At 67.8% G+C, this 24,291-nt stretch carries 20 protein-coding genes; 15 read left to right on the top strand and 5 right to left on the bottom strand.

Annotation, left to right across the window (positions count from 1 at the left end; genetic code table 11):
* Nucleotides 1–60 precede the first annotated feature (60 nt).
* Nucleotides 61–1,386: a GTP-binding protein gene (locus tag AC1DKR_RS18410; RefSeq protein ID WP_478034312.1), complete on the top strand. Its 1,326-nt coding sequence runs from the start codon at nucleotides 61–63 to the stop codon at nucleotides 1,384–1,386.
* A 96-nt stretch (nucleotides 1,387–1,482) separates the two neighbouring features.
* On the opposite strand, the gene AC1DKR_RS18405 is transcribed toward AC1DKR_RS18410, so the two are convergent.
* Together AC1DKR_RS18405 and AC1DKR_RS18400 are read right to left on the bottom strand one after the other, a co-directional pair.
* Nucleotides 1,483–3,090: an ATP-binding cassette domain-containing protein gene (locus tag AC1DKR_RS18405; protein WP_478034309.1), complete on the bottom strand. Its 1,608-nt coding sequence runs from the start codon at nucleotides 3,088–3,090 to the stop codon at nucleotides 1,483–1,485.
* 167 nt (nucleotides 3,091–3,257) lie between these two features.
* Nucleotides 3,258–4,157, bottom strand: a complete 900-nt coding sequence (locus AC1DKR_RS18400; RefSeq protein WP_478034307.1) for a LysR family transcriptional regulator — start codon at nucleotides 4,155–4,157, stop codon at nucleotides 3,258–3,260.
* 227 nt (nucleotides 4,158–4,384) lie between these two features.
* On the opposite strand from AC1DKR_RS18400, the gene AC1DKR_RS18395 reads away from it, so the two are divergent.
* Both AC1DKR_RS18395 and AC1DKR_RS18390 read left to right on the top strand, forming a co-directional pair.
* A complete protein-coding gene (locus AC1DKR_RS18395; RefSeq protein ID WP_478034305.1) occupies nucleotides 4,385–5,563 on the top strand; it encodes a serine hydrolase domain-containing protein in 1,179 nt (392 codons plus the stop codon).
* A complete protein-coding gene (locus AC1DKR_RS18390; RefSeq protein WP_394198141.1) occupies nucleotides 5,560–6,744 on the top strand; it encodes an MFS transporter in 1,185 nt (394 codons plus the stop codon). Before AC1DKR_RS18395 ends, AC1DKR_RS18390 begins: the two co-directional genes overlap by 4 nt.
* 198 nt (nucleotides 6,745–6,942) lie before the next feature.
* On the opposite strand, the gene AC1DKR_RS18385 is transcribed toward AC1DKR_RS18390, so the two are convergent.
* Nucleotides 6,943–8,562 (bottom strand): EAL domain-containing protein, encoded by a 1,620-nt coding sequence (locus AC1DKR_RS18385; RefSeq protein WP_478034302.1) that lies wholly within the window; start codon nucleotides 8,560–8,562, stop codon nucleotides 6,943–6,945.
* 228 nt (nucleotides 8,563–8,790) lie between these two features.
* Here AC1DKR_RS18385 and cycA point away from each other — a divergent pair, with 228 nt between their 5' ends.
* Nucleotides 8,791–10,164, top strand: coding sequence for a D-serine/D-alanine/glycine transporter (gene cycA, locus AC1DKR_RS18380; protein ID WP_033830231.1), 1,374 nt, complete (start codon nucleotides 8,791–8,793; stop codon nucleotides 10,162–10,164).
* Between the two features lie 393 nt (nucleotides 10,165–10,557).
* Complete coding sequence (locus AC1DKR_RS18375) at nucleotides 10,558–11,334, top strand: lytic transglycosylase domain-containing protein (RefSeq protein ID WP_478034300.1); 777 nt, start codon at nucleotides 10,558–10,560, stop codon at nucleotides 11,332–11,334.
* 7 nt (nucleotides 11,335–11,341) lie between these two features.
* Here the strand turns inward: AC1DKR_RS18375 and AC1DKR_RS18370 are convergent, their stop codons facing one another.
* Entirely contained in the window at nucleotides 11,342–12,877 is a 1,536-nt protein-coding gene (locus AC1DKR_RS18370) for a hypothetical protein (RefSeq protein WP_478034297.1), read from the bottom strand.
* A 163-nt stretch (nucleotides 12,878–13,040) separates the two neighbouring features.
* Between AC1DKR_RS18370 and AC1DKR_RS18365 the strand changes: the two genes are divergently transcribed.
* The gene (locus tag AC1DKR_RS18365) at nucleotides 13,041–15,125 is read left to right on the top strand and encodes a gluconolaconase (RefSeq protein WP_478034293.1); all 2,085 of its coding nucleotides are present in this window, start codon (nucleotides 13,041–13,043) and stop codon (nucleotides 15,123–15,125) included.
* Here the strand turns inward: AC1DKR_RS18365 and AC1DKR_RS18360 are convergent.
* Nucleotides 15,103–15,510, bottom strand: coding sequence for a YciI family protein (locus AC1DKR_RS18360; RefSeq protein WP_049464203.1), 408 nt, complete (start codon nucleotides 15,508–15,510; stop codon nucleotides 15,103–15,105). The genes AC1DKR_RS18365 and AC1DKR_RS18360 overlap by 23 nt on opposite strands.
* A gap of 716 nt (nucleotides 15,511–16,226) precedes the next feature.
* Between AC1DKR_RS18360 and AC1DKR_RS18355 the strand changes: the two genes are divergently transcribed.
* The 9 genes from AC1DKR_RS18355 (at nucleotide 16,227) to AC1DKR_RS18315 (ending at nucleotide 24,063) form a co-directional block, all read left to right on the top strand.
* On the top strand, nucleotides 16,227–16,643 hold the full coding sequence (locus tag AC1DKR_RS18355; RefSeq protein WP_478034290.1) for a YciI family protein: 417 nt from the start codon (nucleotides 16,227–16,229) through the stop codon (nucleotides 16,641–16,643).
* A 39-nt stretch (nucleotides 16,644–16,682) separates the two neighbouring features.
* The gene (locus AC1DKR_RS18350; protein ID WP_033830236.1) at nucleotides 16,683–17,105 is read left to right on the top strand and encodes a VOC family protein; all 423 of its coding nucleotides are present in this window, start codon (nucleotides 16,683–16,685) and stop codon (nucleotides 17,103–17,105) included.
* 37 nt (nucleotides 17,106–17,142) lie between these two features.
* Nucleotides 17,143–17,553, top strand: coding sequence for a VOC family protein (locus AC1DKR_RS18345; RefSeq protein ID WP_442244733.1), 411 nt, complete (start codon nucleotides 17,143–17,145; stop codon nucleotides 17,551–17,553).
* Nucleotides 17,554–17,577: 24 nt separating this feature from the next.
* Nucleotides 17,578–17,934, top strand: coding sequence for a DUF1428 domain-containing protein (locus AC1DKR_RS18340; RefSeq protein ID WP_025878383.1), 357 nt, complete (start codon nucleotides 17,578–17,580; stop codon nucleotides 17,932–17,934).
* A gap of 45 nt (nucleotides 17,935–17,979) precedes the next feature.
* Nucleotides 17,980–19,242: an RNA polymerase sigma factor gene (locus tag AC1DKR_RS18335; RefSeq protein WP_478034285.1), complete on the top strand. Its 1,263-nt coding sequence runs from the start codon at nucleotides 17,980–17,982 to the stop codon at nucleotides 19,240–19,242.
* Nucleotides 19,243–19,348: 106 nt separating this feature from the next.
* On the top strand, nucleotides 19,349–20,545 hold the full coding sequence (locus AC1DKR_RS18330; protein ID WP_025878385.1) for a hypothetical protein: 1,197 nt from the start codon (nucleotides 19,349–19,351) through the stop codon (nucleotides 20,543–20,545).
* The gene (locus AC1DKR_RS18325; protein ID WP_025878386.1) at nucleotides 20,536–21,636 is read left to right on the top strand and encodes a hypothetical protein; all 1,101 of its coding nucleotides are present in this window, start codon (nucleotides 20,536–20,538) and stop codon (nucleotides 21,634–21,636) included. Before AC1DKR_RS18330 ends, AC1DKR_RS18325 begins: the two co-directional genes overlap by 10 nt.
* An 89-nt stretch (nucleotides 21,637–21,725) precedes the next feature.
* Complete coding sequence (locus AC1DKR_RS18320) at nucleotides 21,726–22,400, top strand: hypothetical protein (protein WP_032977073.1); 675 nt, start codon at nucleotides 21,726–21,728, stop codon at nucleotides 22,398–22,400.
* Between the two features lie 16 nt (nucleotides 22,401–22,416).
* Nucleotides 22,417–24,063: a CsgG/HfaB family protein gene (locus AC1DKR_RS18315; protein ID WP_025878388.1), complete on the top strand. Its 1,647-nt coding sequence runs from the start codon at nucleotides 22,417–22,419 to the stop codon at nucleotides 24,061–24,063.
* Nucleotides 24,064–24,291 lie beyond the last annotated feature (228 nt).

Raw genomic sequence — 24,291 nt, 5'->3', positions numbered from 1 at the left:
TTCCTTGCACGGCAATTGTTATACAGTAACATTTCCATTCCGCAGCCAGCCCACTCCGACATGAACACTGTTTCCCGCGCCGACCGCCGCCTTCCGGTCACCGTGCTCTCCGGCTTCCTCGGTGCCGGCAAGACCACCCTGCTCAACCAGATCCTGCGCAACCGCGATGGCCTGCGGGTGGCGGTGATCGTCAACGACATGAGCGAGGTCAACATCGATGCGCAGCTGGTGCGCGATGGTGGCGCGGAGCTGCGTCGTACCGAAGAGACGCTGGTGGAGTTCAGCAACGGCTGCATCTGCTGCACGCTGCGCGATGATCTGCTGCAGGAGGTCCGGCGCCTGGCTGACAGCGGCCGCTACGACTACCTGCTGATCGAATCGACCGGGATCGGTGAGCCGATGCCGGTGGCGGCCACCTTCGCGGTGCGCGATGAGCACGGCTTCAGCCTGAGCGATATCGCGCGGCTGGACACGATGGTGACGGTGGTGGACGGCAGCGCCTTCCTGGCCGATTTCGGTTCGACGCTGCGCTTGGCCGAGCGTGGCCAGCAGGCGGGGCCGGACGATGACCGCGGCGTGGTCGACCTGCTGTGCGAGCAGGTGGAGTTCGCCGACGTGATCGTGGTCAGCAAGGTGGACCAGGTGGAAGAGGAGCTGCTGCAGGACACGCTGGCGGTGCTGCGCGGGTTGAACCGCGACGCGAAGCTGCTGCTGTCGATCTTTGGTGACGTACCGCTTGCCGAGCTGCTGGATACCGGCCGCTTCGACTTCGAGCGCGCGCAGCAGGCCCCGGGATGGGTGAAGGAGCTGCGTGGCGAGCACACGCCGGAAACCGAGGAATACGGCATTGCCAGCTTTGTCTACCGCTCGCGGCGGCCGTTCCATCCAGCTCGTTTCGCACGCACGTTGCAGCACGGCATGCCCGGAGTGATCCGCAGCAAGGGCTGGTTCTGGCTGGCCAACCGCATGGATTGGGTGGGTGAGTTGAACAGCGTGGGCGCGGCCACGCGCACGCAGGCGGCGGGCTTCTGGTATGCGGCGCGCGAGCGTGTACGTGCCGGCCACGAGGACACCACGCCGCTGCTGCCGCCAACGCCCCTGCCGTACAGCGATCTGGGCTGGGCCCGGCAGCAGGCCGACTGCTGGAGCGCACCGTTGCCCGATGCAGAGGAATTCCCGGACGCGGAAGCGCACTCGGCGATGGCACGCCTGTGGCATCCGCTGTGGGGGGATCGCCGGCAGGAACTGGTGGTGATCGGCGTACACATGGACGAGCGCGCGGTGCGCTCGGCATTGGATGCGTGCCTGCTCAACGACACCGAGCTGCAGGCCGGGCCCTTGCTGTGGCAGCAGATGCCGCAGGCGTTCCCGGTGTGGACGCGTTGATGCGTCTGCGCCACGAGGGGCGTGGAGGCAGTGCTGTGCAGTAGATCCACGCCATGCGTGGATGAATGCCAGCAGGAGCCGAGCGCGTGCTCGGCTCTACACCGCATCGCGCCACTGCCAACCTGCGTCACCGACCTGCAGCACCTGCGTTGGCCGCAGGGCCTGCAGCAGGTGGGTGTCATGGCTGACCATCAGCAACGCGCCCGGCCACGCCGCCAGCAGTTCTTCCAGCGCCTGAAGCGCGGCAAGATCCAGCGCGTTGCCCGGCTCGTCCAGCAACAGCAGCTGCGGGGCAGGATCGGCGTACAGCACGCTGGCCAGTGCCCCTTTCACCCGCTCGCCATCGCTGAGGCTGCTGGCCGGGCGTTGGACGCGCTGCGCATCCAGGCCCAGCAGGGCAAGACGCGTACGCAGTTCACCCGCATCGGCCGCGGGATTCGCAGCGCGCACGGCATCGAGGATGCTCTGTTCACCTGCAAGCCCCAGTAGTTGCTGGTCGAGCAGGGCCAGCGGCGCATGCCGCTGCACCTGACCGCTGCGCGCCGCCAGCTGTCCGGCCAGCACGCGCAGCAGCGTCGACTTGCCGCTGCCGTTGTCGCCCACGACGGCGATGCGCTGGCCGCGCCGGATCTCCAGCTGCAGCGCCGCCTTGCAGCCATGCGGCAGCACCAGATCGTGCGCCTGCAGCAGGCGGGCCTGGCCACGCTCGCTCTCGCCACTGAACAACGCCAGTTCTGGCGTCACGTGTACCGCCGCAGCGGCGGCGCGCACCTGCGCTGCGCTGGCCTGAAGGCGGTCGCTCTGGATCTGCTGCGTACGGCCGTGGCTGGCTTCGGCGCGCTGTTTCTGCCGACCGAGCAGGATCGGTGCCTGGTTGGCCTCGCGCGCTTCGCGGTTGCCACGTGCCTGCCGCTGCTGCTGGCGCTCGTTCTGTTCGCGCGCGCTGCGTTGCTGCTGCCGGTGCTGGGCACGGGCATGCTCCAGCTGGGCGGCGGCGGCCTCGCGTTCGGCGGCGCGTGTGTCGGCATAGTGCTGCCACGGTCCGCCGTAACGATGCAGGCCGTGCGCGTCCAGTTCGACGATCTGCGCCATCTGCGCGAGCAGGCCACGGTCGTGGCTGATGGCCAGCAGGCCGCCCTGCCACTGCTGCAGCTGTGCGTACAGCTGGTGGCGATGCCGGGCGTCGAGATGATTGCTTGGCTCGTCGAGGATCAGCCAGTCCGCGCCGCTGGCCCACGCACCGGACAGCGCCACCTGCATCGCCTGGCCGCCACTGAGCCGGGAGGCGGGCTGCGCCGGATCAAGGTCGGCCGGCAGCTGCATTGCCTGCGACTGCTGCTGCAGGCGTTCGCGCAGGTCCCAGTGGTCGCCCACGCAGGCGAAATCGGCTTCATCAATGCTGCCTGCTTCGATGCGTGCCAGTGCCGCCAGTTCGGCGCCGACGCCGGCCAGTTCACCCACCGTGCCACGTGGCGGATAGCCCGGCGTAGGCAACAGGAATACCTGGCCACTGCGGTGCACGCGGCCATCGTCGGGCGACAGCTGGCCGGCGAGCAGGCGCGCTAGCACGCTCTTGCCGGCGCCATTGGCGCCGACCAGTCCGGTGGCCACCGGTTCGAAGGAAAAGGACAGATCGGAAAACAACGGTCGACCATCGGCCAACCGATACGACACGCGATCGAGCGTGAGGGAATGCGAAGTCATGCGACCTCCATGTGATGCCTGGTTCTCCCCTGCGCGCAGGGGCGGGAAGAGTCGGGCCGTCTAGTGCGAAGACGGCGGCATCACTGGCGCATTGGTCGCGAGCCTCGGTGGGGAATGAGCGTTCAGTATAGCGCCGCGAGCTGAATGGTCGCGGCCGTGGCGCGGGGTTACGGCACCGTATCCAGCCGTGCGCCGACAAATTCGATGAATACCCGCAGCTTCGGCAGCACGTGGCGGCCGGAGGGCCACAGCAGGTGGAAGATGCCGCAGGAATGCACGTGCTTATCAAGCACGGTGACCAGCCGGCCATCGGCCAGTGCATCGCGCACCGAATGCACCGGCACGAACGCCAGGCCCCCGTCGCGCAGCGCCAGTGCCACCCGCGCTTCGATGGTGTTGGCGACCAGGTGCACCGGCAGATCCTGTGCCGTTTCGCCTTCGGGCCAGAGGATGGGCCATGGCTCGAGCTTGCCGGTGCTGGGGAAGCGGTAGTGCAGCAGGCGGTGCTGCAGCAGGTCGGCCGGCGTGCGTGGAACGCCGTGCCGTTGCAGGTACGCCGGCGATGCAACCACGCGGCGTGGGAACACCCCGAGGCGGCGTGCGGTGAGGCGTGAATCGCTGGGCTCGCCAACGCGCAGCACGGCATCGAAGCCTTCCTCGATGACATCGACCAGGCGATCGCAGAAATCCAGCTCCAGCCGGATGTCCGGGTAGGCCGCCATGAACTCGGCCATCAGCGGCAGGGTCAGGTCGCCTACCAGCGGCAGGCTGATGCGCAGGGTGCCGCTGGGGGTTGCATGTTGCTGGGCCAGTTCGGTGCGTGCGGCATCACGTTCGTCGAGGATGCGGCGGCAGCGTGCCAGGAACAGATGGCCCTCGGCGGTGAGGGTGATGCTGCGCGTGCTGCGGTGGAACAGGCGTACACCGAGCGCCTGTTCAAGCCGGGCCACGCACTTGCCGGCGGCCGAGGCGGAGATGCCTTGTACGCGGCCGGTTTCGACGAAGCTGCGGGTGTCCGCGGCGTGGACGAAGGTCTGCAGGTTGGCCAGGTTGTCGAGGACGGACATGGGGAAGATCGCTGCGAAAGAGGGCAGGGTAGGCGGCGGTCGGCAGGCCTGGTGACGCAGCCGGTGCAACAGTGCGGTGCGGGCGCTCGACGGGTCGTTGCGGCCCAGTGGTTCCGGGCATCATGCCGATTGCGGACCAAGAGGTCCATGATGCGCGGAGCCCGGCCCCGCTTTTTGCGGGCGCCGAAGCTGCCTACCGTGGCGGGCCTCTCCCCACGGATCACCCGATGACACTCGCCCTCTCTGTTGATACTGCACCGGCCCTGCCCGCGGTGAGCGCGCTGCTGCAGGCCGTGCATCCGCATCGCCTGGTCGGTGCGGTGGTACTGGTGCGCGAACACGGCGTGCTTCGCCATGCCAGCGCCAGTGGCCTGGCCGACCGTGAATCGAATACACCGATGCGCCGCGACCACCTGTTCCGGCTGGCTTCGGTGAGCAAACCGCTGCTGACCACGGTGATCCTGCGCCTGGTGGCAGAGGGTGTGCTCGATCTGGATACGCCGGTGCAGCGCTGGTTGCCGGCGTTTCGCCCGGCACTGGCTGATGGCAGCCAGCCACCGATCAGCCTGCGCCAGTTGCTCAGCCACAGCAGTGGACTGGGCTACCGCTTTCTGGAAGCCGATGCTGAGGGCTCTTACGCGCAGGCGGGCGTGAGCGATGGCATGGACGCGAGCGCAGTGACGCTGCAGCAGAACGTGCAACGCATCGCGCAGGCGCCACTGCTGTTCGCGCCGGGCAGCCAGTGGCTGTACTCGTTGGGCGTGGATGTAGCGGGCGCAGTGGCTGAAGCGGCCAGTGGCGAGGCGTTGCAGATGTTGTTCGACCGGCTGCTGGCGCAGCCGCTGGGCCTGCGCAGTACCGCGTTCGCCACCGGCGAGGGCAGTCGCCTGGCGACGCCGTATGTCAGTGACGTGCCGCAGCCGCATCGCTTGCAGGAGGGCGAGGTGGTGGCAGCGTTCGAGGGCTCGGTGGGCATCGAGTACAGCCTGGCGCGGGCGACCGATCCGCACCGTTATCCGTCGGCCGGCGCAGGTCTGGTGGGCACCGCTGACGAGGTGATGGCCGTGCTGGAAGCGTTGCGCGATGTGCGCGCCTCGCAGCTGCTGCCGGAACGGCTGGCGGCTCAGATGGGAACCCCGCAGGTCGGCGAGCTGGGACCGGTTGATCCGCCGGGTTGGGGCTTCGGCCTCGGCTTTGCGGTGCTGCGTGATGCCGCGGCCAGCGGCACACCGCAGACCGCAGGGACATGGCGTTGGGGCGGTGCTTACGGCCACAGCTGGTTCGTGGACCCGGCGCGTGGCCTGAGCGTGGTCGCGCTGACCAACACGCTGTACGAAGGCATGCATGGCGCGTTTGTCGATGAACTGCGCGATGCGGTGTACGCCGACCTGGAGACGGTGCGATGAGCGGGCATGCGATCGATGCAGCGGCACCGGCGGGTGAAGCAACGCGCCTGCCGTGGCGTGGCCTGCTGGCCTTGGCCGGTGGTGGCTTCATCACCCTGCTGACCGAAACGCTGCCGGCCGGCGTGCTGCGGCCGATGGGCGAGAGTCTCGGTGTCAGCGACGCGGCGGCAGGACAACTGGTCAGTGTGTATGCACTGGGCTCGGTCCTGGCTGCGTTGCCGATGACCGCGCTGACCCAGCGCCTGCCGCGTCGTCCGCTGCTGCTGGCGGCGATTGCCGGCTTCATGGTGGTCAACACCGTGACCGCGCTCAGCCACGACTACGTACTGACCCTGGTGGCCCGCTTCCTGGCAGGTGTGGGCGCGGGCCTGCTGTGGTCGCTGGTGGCCGGCTATGCCGCGCGCATGGTGGTGCCGGAACTGCAGGGCAGGGCGATCGCGGTGGCGATGATCGGCTCGCCGCTGGCGTTGTCGCTGGGGGTGCCGGCTGGCACCTTGCTGGGTCAGCAGATTGGGTGGCGCTGGGCGTTCGCGTTGATGAGCGTGCTGGCGGTGCTGCTGCTCGGCTACGCGCGCTGGGCGCTGCCCGCATTGCCGGCGGCCGGCGCAGGCCGGCGCATGTCGCTGGGTTCGGTCTGGCGCATGCCCGGTATCCGCAGCACGCTGCTGGTGATGGTGCTGTACGTGCTGGCGCACAACGTGCTGTACACCTACATCGAGCCGTTGGCAGTGCAGGCCGGCGCCGGGGCGTGGCTGGACCGGCTGCTGCTGGCATTCGGCATCGCCGCGATCGTGGGCATCGCCATCGCCGGCTGGGGCGTGGACCGCCACCTGCGCGCGCTGGTGTGGGCCAGCGTGATCGGCTTCGTGATGGCGGTGGTTTCGCTGCTGCTGTGGCCAGGTGTGCCGGGCGTGCTGCTGTTGGTGACGATCCTATGGGGCGTCGCGTTCGGTGCGGTACCCACCCTGTTCCAGACCGCACTGGCCCGCCGCGCCGGTGCCGCCGCCGACCTGGCGCAGTCGATGCTGGTGACCGGCTGGAACCTGGCCATCGCCGCCGGCGGCGTCGGCGGCGGCCTGATGCTGCAGGCCAGCGGCGCCCAGCACCTGGCTTGGCTGCCGTTGCTGCTGCTGGTGGTGTGTGGCCTGTGGGTCTGGGCGCGGCCCAAGGCCTGGGCGTAGGCGTCGATCAAGGATGACGGGGTTGCCGGCCAGCGGCCGGCACTACCCCAGCGGAAGCTCAACAGCGCGCGCGAGCGCAGCGACCCGCTGTTGCTTTTCTCTTCTCTATTTACGTGGTGGAACGCCGCAGAGATCTGTCCCGGCCAGCCCACGAACCGCTCTTAGCGACCCACCACGAGGGGCTGCGCCGTTCGCCGGCTACTCCCCCGCCTGCTCGCGCTCGAACGGCACGCTGCGCGGATTCTGCATGTGCTCCCGCGCCGCGCCGTACTGCTGCTGGCGTTTGCGATGGAAGGCGATGAACTCATCGCGCGGCAACGGCCGCGAGAACAACCAGCCTTGGCCGAACTGCACGTGCTGGCTGTGCAGGTAGGCCAGCTGTGCTTCGGTTTCCACGCCTTCGGCCACCAGCCACAGGCCCAGCTCCCGGGCCATGCCGATGATGTGCGGCGTGACCGGGCTGGTCGCGCTCTCGGTGCCGATCGCATCGACGAAGGATTTGTCGATCTTCAGTGCATCCAACGGCAGCTGCTGCAGGTACTGCAGGCTGGAATAGCCGACGCCGAAATCGTCAATGGCCACGCTGTGGCCCGCGCGTCGCGCCGCGGCCAGCATGGTGCGGGCACGGTCGATATCGAGGAAGCCATGTTCGGTGGCCTCCAGCCAGATCTGCTGCGGCAGGATGCCGCTGCCGGCCATGCGCTGGGAGATCACCTTCAGCGCCCGCCCGCTGCTGATGTCCTCGGCCGCCAGGTTGATCGCGATGTGTGCGCTTCGATCCTCGGCCAGCAGTTCGCGCATGTCGGCAACCACGTTCTCGATCACCAGATCGGTGATGGCGGCGATCATCCCGGCTTCTTCGGCCAAGGGAATGAACAGATCCGGACGCACCTGCGTACCATCGGGTCGCTGCCAGCGCACCAGCGCCTCGGCGCCGACGCAGATGCCGGTATCCAGTTCGATGATCGGTTGGTAGTGCAGGTAGAGTTCGCGGCGGCGGATGGCGATGCCCAGTTCGCCGCGCATCGACAGCCGTCGCCGCGACAGCCAGATCACCAGGCCGGCACCGGCGGCGGCCATCAGCAGGCCCAAGGGCACGAACAGCCACGCCTGCTGCCGGAACGTGGCCGCCAGCGCGGTGCGCGGGGCCGTGGCGATCGCCAGCCATTCGCCGCTGCGGGCGCTGGCATACAGGGTGTCGCGGTCCAGGCCCTCGCCGGGCTCACGCAGCAGTTGCTGCAACAGGGCCGGGTCCATGCCGTCCTGCTGGGTCAGCAGCCTTCCATCCGGACTTGCCAGGGCCAGCCGCACGTCCGGATCGACGATGACGTCGACGAAGCGTCGAGGGTCGACCAGCACGTCGTAGGACCCATACATCATGGACAGCATCGGCCGCCGGCCGGACGCCTCGGGGCGCACGTCCACGGTGATGCCGACGCCATCGCTGGTGACGTGGTCCGGCGTGGGCTGGTCCACATCCCGCTGGAACACCCCCCACGACGTGCAGCGCAGCTTGCCGCCCTCGAAGTAGCCCATCTGGTCGGACGACGGCGTGGTCATCACCAGGGTCTGCATGCGCTGGATGTGTTCGGCCCCGCAGGCCGGCAGCACCGTGGCCTCGGCGGACTTCAATGCCGCCAGCGCTTCCTGGTAGGACACTTCGGTACGACGCAGGGTGCGCTCGGCGATGGCATGCAGTCGCTGTTGCTCTACGCTTACGGCACGGTCCCAGGTGGCATAGACCATGACCGCGATCGGCACTGCAGCGGCCAGCACGGCCAGGATGGTGCCGCCGATGATGACCCGCAGTCGGCTCATGACCGGGGCTCCAGAGAGGTGTGCAGGGTTGGGCACATGGGCGGGGCCGGTCCTTGGACGATGGCGGTATATGAACACGGCGCAGGGCTGGGCGGAATGGGACAAAGGCGGTAACGGGTCACATTGTGGTGAAAGTGACACTTGCTGACGGCCCTGGGCCGTCCGGCGCTGGCGTTGTGGCAGCGGGAGGACTAACGTCGAACGCTTCACCCGCCCCTTCCCGCGCCCATGACCGAGCCCGCCACGCCCCCCGAGCACCTGCGCCGCAGCCTGTCCAACCGCCACCTGCAACTGATCGCCATCGGCGGTGCCATCGGCACCGGCCTGTTCATGGGCTCGGGCAAGACCATCAGCCTGGCCGGCCCCTCCATCGTGTTCGTCTACCTGATCATCGGCGCGATGCTGTTCTTCGTGATGCGGGCGATGGGCGAGCTGCTGCTGTCCAACCTGCAGTACAAATCCTTCATCGATTTCTCCACCGACCTGCTCGGGCCGTGGGCCGGGTTCTTCTGCGGATGGACGTACTGGTTCTGCTGGATCGTCACCGCCATCGCCGACGTGATCGCCATCGCCGCCTATGCGCAGTTCTGGTTCCCGGGACTGGAAGCGTGGAAACCAGCGCTGGCCTGCGTGATGCTGCTGTTGTCGTTGAACCTGGTGACGGTGAAGCTGTTCGGCGAAATGGAATTCTGGTTCGCGCTGATCAAGATCGTGGCAATCTGCGCGCTGATCATCACCGGCGCCGGACTGGTGGCCTGGGGCTTCACCTCGCCCAGCGGGCATACCGCAGCGCTGTCGAACCTGTGGAATGACGGCGGCATGTTCCCGATGGGCCTGGTGGGTTTCTTCGCCGGTTTCCAGATCGCGGTGTTCGCCTTCGTCGGCATCGAGCTGGTGGGCACCACCGCTGCGGAAACGGCTGACCCCGAGCGCAACCTGCCCAAGGCGATCAACTCGATCCCCGTGCGCATCATCATCTTCTACGTGCTGGCGCTGATCGCGATCATGGCGGTGACCCCGTGGCGCCAGGTGGTGCCGGACAAGAGCCCGTTCGTGCAGCTGTTCGTGCTGGCCGGCATTCCCGCCGCCGCCAGCCTGATCAACTTCGTGGTGCTGACCTCGGCCACGTCCTCGGCCAACAGCGGCATCTTCTCCACCAGCCGCATGCTGTATGGCCTGGCCGAGGAAGGCCATGCACCGCGTGGCCTGTCCAAGCTCTCGCGCGCTGCAGTGCCGGCACGGGGCCTGCTGTTCTCCTGCCTGTGCCTGCTGGGCGGCACCCTGCTGATCTACCTGATCCCCAACCTGGTGACCGCCTTCACCCTGGTGACGACCCTGGCGACGGTGTTGTTCATCTTCGTCTGGTCGCTGATCCTGGTGGCCTACATGGTCTACCGCCGCCGCTACCCCGAGCGCCACGCCGCATCGATCTTCAAGATGCCCGGCGGTGTGCTGATGTGCTGGGCCTGCCTGGTCTTCTTTGCCGCGGTATTGGTGCTGCTGAGCCTGCAGGCCGACACCCGCCAGGCCCTGATGGCCAGCCCGGCGTGGTTCGTGCTGCTGGGCGCCGGTTATTGGCTGCGGCGGAAGATGGCGCGGTAGTCGGGGAAGACCCTCGCCAACAGATCTCACGGCCTCGGTCAGTCCCATCCACGCATGGCGTGGATCCATGTGTCGACCAAGGTCGACACCCACCAACAGCCGCAAGGTCGACACCCACCAACAGCAGCACAGAACACCGTTCCCAGGTCGCGGGGAATTGTCGAAGGCGGGGTGGGTCCGGTGGCGGGGGTGTAAGCGCCATGGATGGCGCGCCCAAGCCTCCAGGGACGGATTTACGGCGTCCCCCGCCACCGGACCCACCCCGCCATCCCACCGAATGCCGCAGTTGCTGTTGCTTCGGCCGTTGCAGTGGCGTCTGCGGGTGCCGGGCGCCGCCCGGCCAAACCCCCATTCACTCAGTGTTAGCGGCCGCCGCCGGATCATCCGGCCGCCATGTCCCTCCGTCCCGCCCTCGTCGCGCTGTTGCTGCTGTCTGGCCTGTGGCCAAGGCTGGCCGCTGCGCGCACGGTCTACCGCTGCGTGCAGGGCAACACCGTCAGCCTGGCCACCGCACCGGAGCCCGGCTCGCGCTGCACGCCGAAGGAGATCGACGACAGCGCCGTGCAGACCCCCAACCTGTGGGGCAACATGGGCGTGTTCAGTGGCGTGCTGTACGAGCGCGAACAGGACGGCGTGCTGGTCTACTCCACCCGCAACCTGCCCGGTTCGCGGGTGTTCCTGAAGTTCACCGTGGCCACGCCACCGGGCGAACCGGCGCATGAAGGCCTGGGCAAGGTCGGCAAGCCCCAGCTGGCCCAGCACGCAAAGCAGTTCAAGGCGGCGGCCAAGGCCACCGGCGTGGACGATGCCTGGCTGCGGGCGATCGCCCACGCCGAAAGCAATTTCGACGCGCTGGCGGTGTCCAGCAAGGGCGCGCAGGGCGTGATGCAGCTGATGCCGGACACCGCGCTGGAATACGGCGTGCGCGACCCGTTCTCGCCGCAGCAGTCCATCGATGGCGGCGCGCGCTACATGCGTGCCCTGCTGCGTCGTTACAACGGCGACCGCCCGCTGGCAGCGGCCGCCTACAACGCCGGCATCGGTGCGGTGGCGCGCTACAAGGGCGTGCCACCGTATGCCGAAACCCTGGCCTACGTGGACAAGGTGATGGCCCTGTACACCCGCTATCGCGAGGCGATGGGCATCCGCATCGAAGTGCCGGCGAAGTAGCCGGTGCTCAGCGCGATGTGGCGCTGCCCACCAGGTCGTAGCGCTCGATGCGACCGACGCGCGAGACTTCGGCCTGCACGTCGGCACGCTGCTTGAGCTCGCGCCACGCGGCATCGATGCGTACATCGCCCGGCAACGAGGGATACACGCGCATGTCCTGCAGGCTGGCCAGCGCATCGCTGCGCTCCAGCGGCGAGCGCAACTGCTCGATCAGCACGGCTGCGGCCCCATCCAGATCACCTTCTTCCAGCAGCATCTCGCGATGGAACAGGCGCGCGTCCTGGCGCTGGTCGACGATGACCGCACGTGCTGCGGCGGCAGCGGCGGCATCACCGCGCTGGCGGGCAGCGGCGAAATGGACCAAGGCCTGTGCGGCCTGGCCATAGCTGCTGAGGCCGGTCAATGTGTCCATCGCGGCCTCTGCTTCCTGCGTCTTGCCGAGTGAGCCGAGCACGAAGGACACGTTCATCTGGTGCTCCAGGCCATCCGGCCCGAGTGCGCCGATGCGGGCTGCCAGCTTCGCTGTCGCCAGCGCCTCATCAGTACGGCCCAAGCGGCGCAGCGCGGCGATGCGGCTGTTGAGCAGCCACGCCAGCCATTCCGCTTCTGCGGCGGGGGGCGATTGCCCTTCTGCGGCGGCCTCGGCCAGCGTATCGGTCAGCGCCAGGACTTCCTCGTTGCGGTCCAGCATCAGCAGCGTGCTGCTGAAATCCACCATGCGTGCATCCAGGACGCGATCCAGCAGGCCGGATACACGCAGCGTGTCCAGATGGGCCTGCGCGGCCTTGACCGGATCGAAGCGTGCATCGGCACGGTCCACATAGCGATCAAAGCGCTTGTCGCTGCGCAAGCGGATCAGTTCGGCTGGGGTGTCGATGCGGGCCAGTGTGGTCGGGATGGCATCGCCGCGCCCGTTGTCGGCCTGCAGCGTGGCCAACTCCAGCCACAGCCCGGTGGGTTCGCTGCCGCCGCTCTTCCATGCGTTGTCGAACAGCGCCTGCAGCAGCGCCATGCGCTGCGTGGGCTGCTCGCGCAGGTGGTACTGCAGGTAGCTGATGGTGTGGTGGTCGATCGCCAGCGGGCTGTCGGCACGTGCCAGCGCCTGTGTCAGATGCTCGACCGCCGCTGCGGGTTGGTCATCGTTGAGATCCAGCGACACCAGCGTGGTCAGGATGCTTGCATCGCCCGGCAACGCCTGCAGCGCCTGCTGCAGATAGCGCCGTGCCAGCGCGGGTTGCTTCTGCATGGCTGCCGTCCAGCCGGCAAACTGCGCGGCGCGGCCGCGGCGTTCGGCATCGAAGTCGGCCAGCAGCGGGCTGTCCATCAACCGTTGCATGGCGATCAACGCGGCCAGCGTATTGCCACTGCGGGACTGTTCGATGGCCGTATCCCATTGCTGCGCGTACGCGGCATGCGCAGCATCCATCGCCGCATCGTGCGGGGGCTGCGAGGTGGAAGCGGGTGTCCGCGGCACGTTTGCCGAGGCGGTTGCGCTGGTCAGTGCGGCAAACAGCAGCGCGAAGAGTGGAGTACAGCGGAGCATGGTGGACCTCCGTCCATGGAGCGGACATTGAACCCGCTGTGGCAGCGCAGGACAAGCGCCGCGAGATTGCCGTGACCATCGGCCCTGACCATCGGCCATGGCGCTGCACGGGCGCAGCGATTATCGTTCGTGCCTCTTCATGCAAGCACAGGCAAACGGGACGATGGCGCGGTGGCAAGGGATGGCGGTGGGTGCGGTGGTGGTGGCAACAGCGGTGGCCCTGGCGGCAACCTGGTGGGAAATCCCCGCCTCCGGCCCGCAGGTGCCGGCTGGCCCCGTACCGACGCCGCTGGCGTGGACCGCACAGATCGAGCTGCTGGCCGGCGACGGTCATCCGGGTGATCGCGATGGCGCCTCGGCACAGGCACGCTTCGCCGACCCCTACGCGCTGCTCGGCAGTGCCGATGGCAGCGTCTATTTCACCGATGCCGGTGACAACAACCGCATCCGCCGCCGCCTGCCCGATGGCCGTATCGAAACGGTAGCGGGGCAGGGCGAGGGACGTGTTGATGGGCCTGCCCTGCAGGCAAGTTTCAACACCCCTTCGGGCATTGCTGCCGATGCGCAGGGCAATCTGTATGTGGCCGACACCGGCAATCATGCGATCCGGCGCATCAGCACCGATGGACGGGTGACGACGCTGGCCGGTGGCCAGCAGGGCTTCGCCGATGGTCCCGCTGCACAGGCGCGTTTCGATGGACCGATGGGCATCGCCGTGGATGCGCAGGGGCAGGTCTATGTGGCCGATACCTGGAATGACCGCATCCGCGTGATCGGTACCGATGGCAACGTGCGTACGCTGGCCGGCGGCGACCGCCCGGGCTTCGCCGATGCGCCCGGTATTGACGCCCGCTTCGACACGCCGGTGGCGCTCGCCTTCGATGCGCACGGTGCATTGCTGGTGGCCGACCTGTTCAACAACGCGATCCGCCGCGTCGGCACCGATGGCACGGTCAGCACCGCGGTCGGCAAGGGTGAGGTCATCAATGGACCGCTGTCACTGGCCACTACACACGACGGTGTGCTGTATGTGGGTGACCTGGACGGGCGCATCGTGCAGGTGACCCCGCAGGGCCATCAGCTGGCACTGCTGGGCAATGACCGCCTGCCGCGCCTGGCGCGTCCCAGTGGTCTGGCGGTGGAGGCCGACGGCGCCCTGCTGGTGGCCGACTCCGCGGCTTATCGGCTGCATCGCCTGCGCCCGTTGCCGGTGGGTGAACTGCCCGCACCGGCGCTGGTGGGCCCGGCCTCCGATGCGGCGCTGCCGGACAGTGGCGGGCGCTGGCCACTGGCGCCGCAGGATGGCTGGCACGAAGTGGTCGGCACGCTCGGCGAGGTGCGCGGCACCTTCCAGGGCGAGAGCCGCCACCACCTGCACGGTGGCTTCGACGTGCGCGGCGATGTCGGCCAGACCGTGCTGGCGATCGCCGAGGGCAAGATCAGCAGCCCGATTGCCGCCTGGAGCCTGGGCGGACAGGCCGAAGGCCTGGCCGTGGACCGGTTGAAGTACATCCACATGCGCGTCGGTCGTACGCCACGCGGCGAACCGTTCGACGCGCGCTGGCAGCCGCTGTACGCCGAAGACGGCACGCTGGAGCGGATCCGCGTGCGCCGCGGTACGCGCATCCACGTGGGCGACCGCCTGGGCAGCATCAACAACCAGGCGCATGTGCACCTGGCCGTGGGCAATGGCGGTTTCGAGACCAATGCGGTGGCGTTGGGGTTCAAGAACTATGCTGACCACTTCGCGCCGCGCATCACCGATGTGGCGCTGCTGGACGACAACGACCAGCCACTGGCCGCCGGCAGCGATGGCGTGGTGATGCTGGCCCGGCAGGGACGCGGCGTGCAGATCGTGGTGGAGGCCTGGGATCAGGTGGACAACAACCTGCCGCGTCGCCGGCTGGGGCCGTACCAGGTGGGTTACCAGATCCTCGATGCCGCCGGGCAGCCACTGCAGGGCTACGAGCAGCCGCGCTGGAACATCGTCTTCAACCGCATGCCACCGCAGAAGCAGGCGGTGAAAGTGGCTTACGCACCCGACAGCGGCATCACCGTGCATGGCAGCGCGGTCACCCGCTTCCGTTATCTGGTGACCAACACCGTGCGCGATGGGCTGATGGAAACCGGTCGCTGGCAGCCGGCGGCGTTGCCGCCGGGCGAGTACATCGTGCGTGCCAGTGCGCGCGACTACAGCGGCAACGAAGGCGTGGGCCCGCGCGACATCAGGGTACGGCTGCTGCCATAGCCGCGGCCGGGGCGCCGCAGCGTTCGCGCTCGGCGTCCATGTCTTCCAGCGGCCGCACCTCGATGCTGCCGAAGCGGGCCCACGGGAAGCCCTGGGCGATACGCATGGCCTCATCGCGGTCACGGGCGACGATCAGGTTGAAGCCGGCCAGCAGTTCGCGGGTTTCGGCGAAGGGGCCATCGAGCACCCGGCTGTGGCCATCGCGCACGCGCAGGGTCTGCGCCGATTCGATCGGCTGCAGTTTCTGCGCGGCCAGCAACGTGCCTTCGGCCTGCAGTTTATCGGCATGGGCGAGGCAGTCGCGCATCAACGTATTGAAGTCGTCGATGGGCAGTGTGCGCAGCAGTGATGGGTCGATGTAGATCAGAAGCAGGTACTGCTGCATGGCGGAGTCCTGGCGGGGGCGGGGGACCATGATCGCGCAGGTTTGCGCGGGGGCATGCTGCACTGCGAAAGGCAGAGCGGGAAGCGCGCCTTCGGCGGGGATCGGCGAACGGCGGGGCCCCTCCGTGGTGGAAGCACAAGCACAAGCATGAGCCATGGGATTGGCCGGGTGGGTAGGCGGGTCGGGGGACGCCGTGAACCCATCCCTGGGGGCTTGGCCGCGGCATCCATGCCGCGGACACCCCCGCCCCGCCTACCCACCCGGCCCTGGACAGTTTCCTGCGGCATCCACCACGGAAAATCACAAACAAAGGCAAAAGCGGGTCGCTTCGCTCGCAAAGCCGAGGCCGCCAGCCAACCGCCTTTGCTGTTGCTTTTGCCTTTTTTCTGATCTTCCCGTGGTGAATCGGAGGCAGGAATCTGTCCGTGGCCGGGCGGGTGGGTTGCGCAGGGGCGTAAGCGCCATGGATGGCGCGCCCGAGCCTACAGGGACGTATTCACGGCGTCCCCTGCGCAGCCCACCCGCCCGGCCAACCCGCAGAGATGCAGCTCTTCACGACCAACCAACCCCACCACGGAGGGGCCCCGCCGTTCGCTGATCCCCGCCGAAGGCGCGCTCTCCGCAGGAAAAATAATTAGCACGACGGTGTCGATCCTCGCGCCCCTGGTTCGTTGTAAGAGGGAAGGGCACGCACCCGCAGCCCAGCGGAGACCGCAATGAAAGTGATGGTGATCGTCAAAGCCAACGCCGATTCCGAAGCCGGGCGCATGCCCAGCGAGCAGGAACTGGCCACCATGGGCGCCTACAACGAACAACTGGTGGCCGCCGGCATCATGCTCGCCGGGGAAGGCCTGCACGCCACCCAGCGTGGCCGCCGCATTCATTTCGGCAGCGGCGCGCCGCAGGTCGAGAGCGGCCCGTTCGGCCCGGCCGGCGAGCAGATCGCCGGGTTCTGGCTGTGGGAGGTGCGCTCGCTGGACGAGGCCACCGAATGGGCCAGCCGAGCGCCCTTCGGCGCCGGCGGTGCCCTCGAACTGCGCCCGCTGATCTCGGCCGAAGACTTCGGCGAAGCCTTCACCCCTGAATTACATCAGCAGGAACAGCGTCTGCGTGAGCAGCTCGACCGTGCCTGAGCACGGCCGCGCATTCATCCAATCCTACGGAGCATTCCCATGAAACTGATTCCCTTCCTCGGCTTCAGCGGCCAGGCCCACGACGCAATGGCGTTCTACGCCAAGGCACTTGGCGGCCAGGTCACGTCGGAGATGAAGTACCGCGACATGCCGCCGTCCGACGGCTCGCCGGGCTGCAATGAAATGCCGGCCGACACCCTCGACCATGTGGCCCACAGCCAGCTGGAGATCGGAAGCGCGATCGTGATGGCGGCCGATGGCCCCGGCGGCGGCGAGGGTGGTTCGACCACCATCAACGTCGACGTGGACAGCATCGAAGAAGCCGAGCGCGTTTTCGCGGCGCTGGCCGAGGGTGGCCAGGTGCAGATGCCGATCGCCGAAACCTTCTGGGCCCACCGCTGGGGCATGTTGACCGACCGCTACGGCAAGCCGTGGATGGTCAACTGCATGAAGCAGCCCTGATTTTCCTTTTCTCCATCCATCGCAGGGAGCCGCACCGATGAGTACACCGCAACCGCAGATGATCTTCGTCAACCTGCCCGTGCAGGATCTGGAAAAAGCCAAGGCGTTCTTCGCCGCGCTGGGCTACAGCTTCAACCCGGCCTTCACCGACGAGAATGCCGCCTGCATGGTGGTCAGCGAGAGCATCTTCGTGATGCTGCTGGTCAAGCCGTTCTTCCAGCAGTTCACCACCAAGGACATCGCCGATGCGCATGCGCAGACCGAGGTGATCACCTGCCTGTCGGCCGACAGCCGCAAGGCGGTGGACGCCATGGTGGACAAGGCGCTGGCCGCCGGTGCCAGCGAACCGCAGCCGGCGCGCGACTACGGCTTCATGTACCAGCGCGGCTTCCAGGACCTGGATGGGCATCTCTGGGAAATCGCACACATGGACGGCGAGCCGGGCTGAGCGGCCGCCGCAGGGAGAATCCCCATGGCTTACGTGGATGCTTACGTATTGCCGTGCCCGCAGGACAAGGTGGCGGCCTATCGCCGCCTTGCCCGCCAGGCCGGCGCAGTGTGGAAGGACCATGGCGCGCTGCAGTACATGGAATGCGTGGCCGATGACGTGCAACCCGGGAAATCGACCTCGTTCCCGCAGGCGGTGAAGCTCAAGCCGGGCGAAACGGTGATCGTGGCCTTCGTGGTGTTCCGCACGCGTGCCGCGCGCGACCGCATCAACAAGAAGGTGATGGCCGACCCGCGGCTGGCGCATATCGGCCCGAAGGACATGCCGTTCGATACCAAGCGCATGTTCTGGGGCGGCTTCAAGCCGATCGTGGAAGCGTGAACGCCGGCGCTTGTGCGGGCCGGGCCCGCATGCTGTGATCGGCGCATGCACGAGCCCGCCCTGAGCCAGCGCCTGGACACCCTCTGGCGGATGGAATCGCCAGTGTTGATCGCGCGCCTGGCGCGCCTGCTCGGCGGCGATGTCGGTCGTGCCGAAGAGCTGGCCCAGGACACCTGGCTGGCCGCGCTGGAGCGTTGGCCGGTGCAGGGCATCCCGGACAATCCTGGAGCCTGGCTGATGACCACCGCGCGCAACCGTGCCATCGATGTGCTGCGCCAGCACCGTCGGGTGGCGCAGCAGCATGCGCAATGGGGGGAGGAACTGCATCCGGCCGCATTGCCCGCGCCCGACGACAGCCAGGCGCTGGAAGACGACATCGGCGATGACCTGCTGCGGCTGATGTTCGTGGCCTGCCATCCGGTGCTGCCTGCCGATGCGCGGGTGGCGCTGAGCCTGCGCCTGCTGGGCGGGCTGACCACGACCGAGATCGCCCGCGCGTTCCTGCAGCCGGAACCGACCATCGCCCAGCGCATCGTGCGTGCCAAGCGCACGTTGGCGCAGAAGAAGATCCCTTATGAAGTGCCCCGTGCCGATGCATTGCCGGCACGACTGGCCTCGGTGCTGGAGGCGATCTACCTGGTGTTCAACGAAGGCTATGCAGCCAGTGCGGGTGACGACTGGATGCGACCGGCGCTGTGCGCTGAGGCGCTGCGGCTGGCGCGCATCCTCGCCCATCGCATGCCGGCACCGCCGGTGCTGGGGCTGTTGGCGCTGATGGAACTGCAGGCCTCGCGTGCGGCGGCACGGGTGGATGCACAGGGCGCGCCGATCCTGCTGGACCAGCAGAACCGGGCGCGCTGGGATTGGTTGCAGATCGAACGCGGCCAGCAGGCACTGACGCGTGCGGTGTCGGCGGGTGGCGGCGATGACCCCTATGTGCTGCAGGCACGGATCGCCTTCTGCCATGCCAGCGCGCGGCGCGCCGAAGACACCGCCTGGGCGCGCATCGCTGCACTGTATGCGCAGCTGCTGCAGGTGATGCCGTCGCCGGTGGTGGCATTGAACCGGGTGGTGGCTGTGTCGCGCAGCGAAGGTGCGTTCGCGGCATGGGCACTGTTGCAGCCGCTGCTGGACGAGCCACGCCTGCAGGGCTACGCGCCGCTGATGGTGGTACGCGGTGAGCTGCTGCAGCAGCTGGGGCGGGAGCAGGATGCACGTGACGCATTCGCCACGGCAGCGGCCCTGAGCCAGAACCTGGCCGAGCGGACCCTGCTGCGGCAACGGGCCGGCCTGCCGCAGGAAAATTGAAGCCGGCAAGGTCAGCACTTGTCGGTTTGCCCCGGAGCGGCTATGTTTCGCGCCCAGCGGGCGTGTTCGCGCCTGCATTCGTGTGTCGTGACCGAGGAGCGGTTGGATGTTTTCAAGGACGAAGAGCGCACCGCGCGCTTTTGCGCGCCTGCTTGCCTATGCCCTGTGCCTGGCCGTATGGCCGTTGGCCAGCCAGGCCGCAGACAAATCGCAGCAGGCCTACTGGGCCGGTTTTGCCTATACCGCTGACGCCGCCGCCGTACAGGCGACCACTCCGCATGCGCATGCCGTGCTGGAAAAGCGTGGCCTGATTCCGCTCAACCAGACCCTGGCACAGGCGCTCAAGCGCCGCGCGCCGGCCAACCTGGAACTGATCGACCAGCCGGTGGCGATGCTCGATGGCACCACCAGTGCCGTGGTCCTGGCCGCTGCGCTGGACCGCGAGCTGGTGTCGGTCGAACCGATCGGTGACCAGTACAAGGTGCTGGTGGAAGTGGCACTGCAGGCGCTGTTCTTCGATTTCCGCGAGCGCCAGGTGATCGCCTCCTATCCGCTTACCCTGCAGCGCATCGATGTGCAGGAGTACCGCCCGGACAGCGACGATATCGACGCGATCGTCGCCGATCTGCTGTACGGCGGTGCCGATACCAGCCTGTCGCAGGTGCTGGCCACCACCCTGGCCCAGGCCAAGCTGCCGGAAGCGGCCACGCGTCGCCTGCAGGTGGGTGCGGTGACCTTGTCCGACGCCACGCTGGCCAAGCTGCCTGACCCGAAGTGGGCCGGTCCGCTGCGTGCCACGCTGGCTCATGAACTGTCCAAGACGCTGTCGTCCAATACCGGTGTCGGCCTGCTGCCGCCGGCCTCGGGCCAGGCGATCGGCGGTGCCATGGCCGCGCGCTTTGCCGACGGCAAGGTCTACCAGCTGAAGATCCCCGAGGCCGACTACGTCATCAGCCTGCAGGTGGATGCGCTGAAGAACGGCGTCATCAGTGAAACCCCGGCGATGAAGACGATGCTGTTCGGCGCGTTCTTCACCGCCAAGGTCACCGAGCCGTTCTCCGGCAAGGTGTACTTCGAACAGCCGCTGCGCAAGGGCGCCACCAAGGTGGTGCCGGTCACGCAGTGGCAGGTCGACCAGTGGTCGGCCAGCTACGAAACCCTGCTGGCCGGCTTCGATGCCTTCGCCGGCGCCGCCGCCAAGCGTGCCGATTCGCGCGCCTGGCTGGACGAGCAGAAGCCCGGCGGACGCCCGCTGCAGCAACAGACCCAAGCCCTCCAGGAGTTGATCAAATCATGTCGCTGATGCGTACCATCCTGCTCATCCTCATCGCCCTGGCGGTGGCCTCGCCGGTCGCCGCGCAGACTGCCAGCTCGCGCGGTACCGGTTCGGCCAGCTACAGCCTGCGCCTGAGTGCCGATACCCGTGCGCAGGCCCTGAACAAGGCCAAGGCCAATGCACTGGAGGCGTACATCGCCGAATCCGGTGCGGCCAAGCTGCGCCTGTTCGAATCGCGTCGCGCCGAGTTCCTCGGTGAAATCGACCGCTACGTGCTCAGCGCCGTGCAGCTGTCGGACAACGAAGACAAGAAGGCCAAGACCTACAGCGTCACCGTCCGCGCCGAAATCAACACCACCCTGCTGCAGACCAAGCTGGATGCCGGTTCGGCCGTGGCCGGTGCCACCGCCGCACAGCGCTCGCTGCTGACCTTCCTGTTCATGGCGCGCTCGCAGGACACCGTGCAGTCGTTCCAGGACAAGGAATACCGCCGCGTCGACGCCAGCAGCAGCTACAGCGAGAACACCCGTGAGGGCGACAGCTTCCGCGGCAACTCGGTCAGCACCAACGGCAGCATCAACCAGAACGGCTCGGTGTCGGTCACCAGCGGCGGCAGCACCACCGCCCGCAGCGACAACATCAGCTGGAAGGTGGCCAACGCCGCCGAGGTCAACACGGCCATGACCGGTGCCTTCAGCGCCGCCGGCTACGAAGTGGTTGAAGCCGAATACGTGGAAGGCGAGTCGCGCGGCCTGCTCAGCATCGAGCGCATCCGCAAGGACTTCAGCACTGGCAACGATCTGTCCGCGGCCACCCTGCGCGATACCGCCAACGGCATCCGCGCGGCGAACATCCCGTACATCGCCGTCGGCACCCTTGACGTCGGCATGCGCGACCGTGACCCGGCCAGCGGCAACACCCGCGTGTTCGTCACTGTCACCGGCAAGGTGCTGGACGTGACCGGTCGCTTCCCGCGCACCGTGTCGTCGGTGGGCCCGGTGCAGTTCTCCGGTACCGGCCCGAACGAAACCGTCGCCCGTACCAATGCACTGCAGCTGGCTGCGGAAAAGGCTGCCCAGCAGATGATCAACGAGCTGAACGTCAAGGCGGTCCGCTGACGTTGGTGGGTGCCGGGTTAGCCCGGCACCGCTCTGCCTCCCGTTTCTTGCGTGCCGCATCGCGGCCGTCTCTCCCAAAGGACTCTTCCATGATCCGTAATACCGCTCTCGTCGTTGCCATCGCGGCCGCCACCCTGTCGATGCCGGCCCACGCCCAGTTCGGCAAGCTGAAGGACCTGGCTGGCGGCGCCACCGGCACCTCCAGCAGCAGCGCCAGCGCTGCCGCTCCGGACGAAGCCGCGCAGGAAGCGCTGGTCCGTCGTTTCGTCAGCTCGCAGTCGCACTCGCTGCAGGCCCAGACCTCCTTCGCCCGCGCCTTCGGCCTGGCCGAGCAGGTGCAGCTGCTGGAAGCCGAGCGCCAGGCGCTGTCGTCCGGTTCGGTGAACGTCGATGCGATGAAGAAGTCGGTGTCGGTCAGCGAAGCCGCCCAGGCCGCCATCGACGAGCGCCAGGCCGCACAGCCGGAACTGAACGCTGAATCCAAGCAGCACTATGCCGAAGGCCTGGTCTCGCTGCTGGCCTCGGCTGCCGAAGCACAGAAGCTGAGCGGCGAAGCCAGCGGCTTTGCGGCCGGCATGAAGAACCTGGGCGCCACCCAGATGGCCACCGTTGGCCGCAAGCTGGCCGCCGGTGCCTGGGTTGCCAAGGAATCGCCGGGCTTCATCAAGGGCCTGTACGGCTCGACCAAGTCGGCTGTGACCTTCGCCAAGAAGAGCAAGGTGAAGGTGCCGTCCAACGCCGATTCGATGCTGGATTCGCTCTGATACGAGGCAACTCCGCATGCGTACGACGACTCGATTGATCGGCCTGGGCCTGGCAGCGGCCCTGCTGGCAGCCTGCGGCAAGCAGGATGCACCGGCAGAAACCGCTCCGGCCAAGGACAAGGCTGCCAGTGCACTGGCCAGCAACGCGCCGGTGCAGGAAGCGCCCCTGCGTGGCACGCCGGATTTCGGCGGCACCACCCAGGTCGCGCGCGAAGCCGACGGTATCGGCAGCACCCCGGAACTGGCGGTGCTGGCGGCATTGCAGTCGGCCGTGGCCCAGGTCAACGGCGTACGCGTGGCCAGCCAGATGCAGAGCCTGCGCGCAGGCCTGCATGTGGACGTGGACGGTGAACACGTCGGCGATATCCGCGCCGACGCGTTCTCCCAGCAGATGATTGCCGGCTCGCAGGGCGCGGTGCTGGGCTACGAAATCCTCTCGCAGGATGAAGTGAGCCAGCTCGACGAAGAAACCATCGCCCGCGTGCGCGCCAGCGACGAAGGCTGGAGCTTCAAGGGTTCGGCCTCGGCCAGCGCTTCCGGCGAAGCCTCCGCCAAGGGCGGCTCGGCCTCGGCCAGCGTCAAGGAAAACTACGAAGAGCAGGTCAAGGTAGACGCCAAGCGCGGTGCCAGCTCCTTCGATTCGGATGTCACCCGGCGCAGCATGCGCAGCTACTGGAAGGTGCGTGTCCGCGCGCAGATTGCCCAGTACCGCGCACCGGATGAAGAAGGCAAGCCGAAGATCGTGGTGGCCCTGCCGCGCACCAAGTCGGGCAGCTATGCCGTTGGCGATGGCCGGGTGAACGCCGACGAGGTCGCCCAGGCGATCCGCGCGCGGCTGTCCGACACGCTTACCCAGACCCAGCGCTTCATCGTGCTGGACCGCGAGTTCGGCGACGAACTGCAGGCCGAGATCGACCACATCAACAGTGGCAACGTGCGCCTGCAGGACACCGCACGCGTTGGCCAGCAGCTGGCGACCGACCTGATCCTGATTCCGACCATCGAACGGTTCGAGTACCCGCGCAGCGTGCGCAACCTGCGCATGTCCGATCGCCAGGTGACCTCGTACTCCGGTGGCGGCCGCATCACCCTGCGCCTGGTCAATGCCACCACCGGCCAGGTGGTGATGTCCGACAGCTTCGACCATCAGTTGGCCTCGACCGGCCCGAGCACGCTGCCGCGCGTGGTCAATGGCCGCAGCATGGCCGCCTCGATGATGGACTCGCTGTCCGGGCAGATCGGCAGCACGATCGTCACCACGCTGTTCCCGGTGTCGGTGGTGTCCGTCGATGGCGACCAGGTGGTGCTGAGCCAGGGCGGTGACACCGTGCAGGTCGGCCAGCGCTGGCAGGCCGTGCGCCTGGGCGAAGAGCTGAAGGACCCGCAGACCGGCCGTTCGCTCGGCCGCAGCGAGCATCCGTGCTGCACCATCCGCATCGACCGCGTTGCCGCGCAGACGTCCTACGGCACCCTGGAAGAGGGCGTCGACGCGATGCGCGGTGGTTTCCGCCCCGGCCAGATCGAACTGCGCCAGAAGCTGGGCAGCAAGCCCAAGGCCGCCGCCGGCGCAACCGCATCGGCCGCCCCGGCCGCCGCAGCGCGCCCGGCCAGCAAGCCCAAGCCCAAGCCCGCCGCCGCCCCGGCCGAAGACCCGAACTGGTAAGACACCCAGGCAATGCACAGATGGGGTCAGAGCCCTTTCCCGCCGGGAAAGGGATCTGACCCCTTCTTGTTTCCGTGTCGACCAAGGTCGACACCTACCAGAGCAGAACGCCGTTCCGACAGGCCACGGGAAACTGTCGAAGGCGGGGTGGGTCCGGTTGCGGGAGTGTCCGCGGCATGGATGCCGCGGCCAAGCCCCCAAGGATGGGTTTACGGCGTCTCCCGCAAC

Source organism: Stenotrophomonas sp. 01N47, assembly GCF_056399165.1.
The sequence above is the reverse complement of the archived record's forward strand: the minus strand, read 5'-3'. Positions and strand labels throughout refer to the sequence as shown.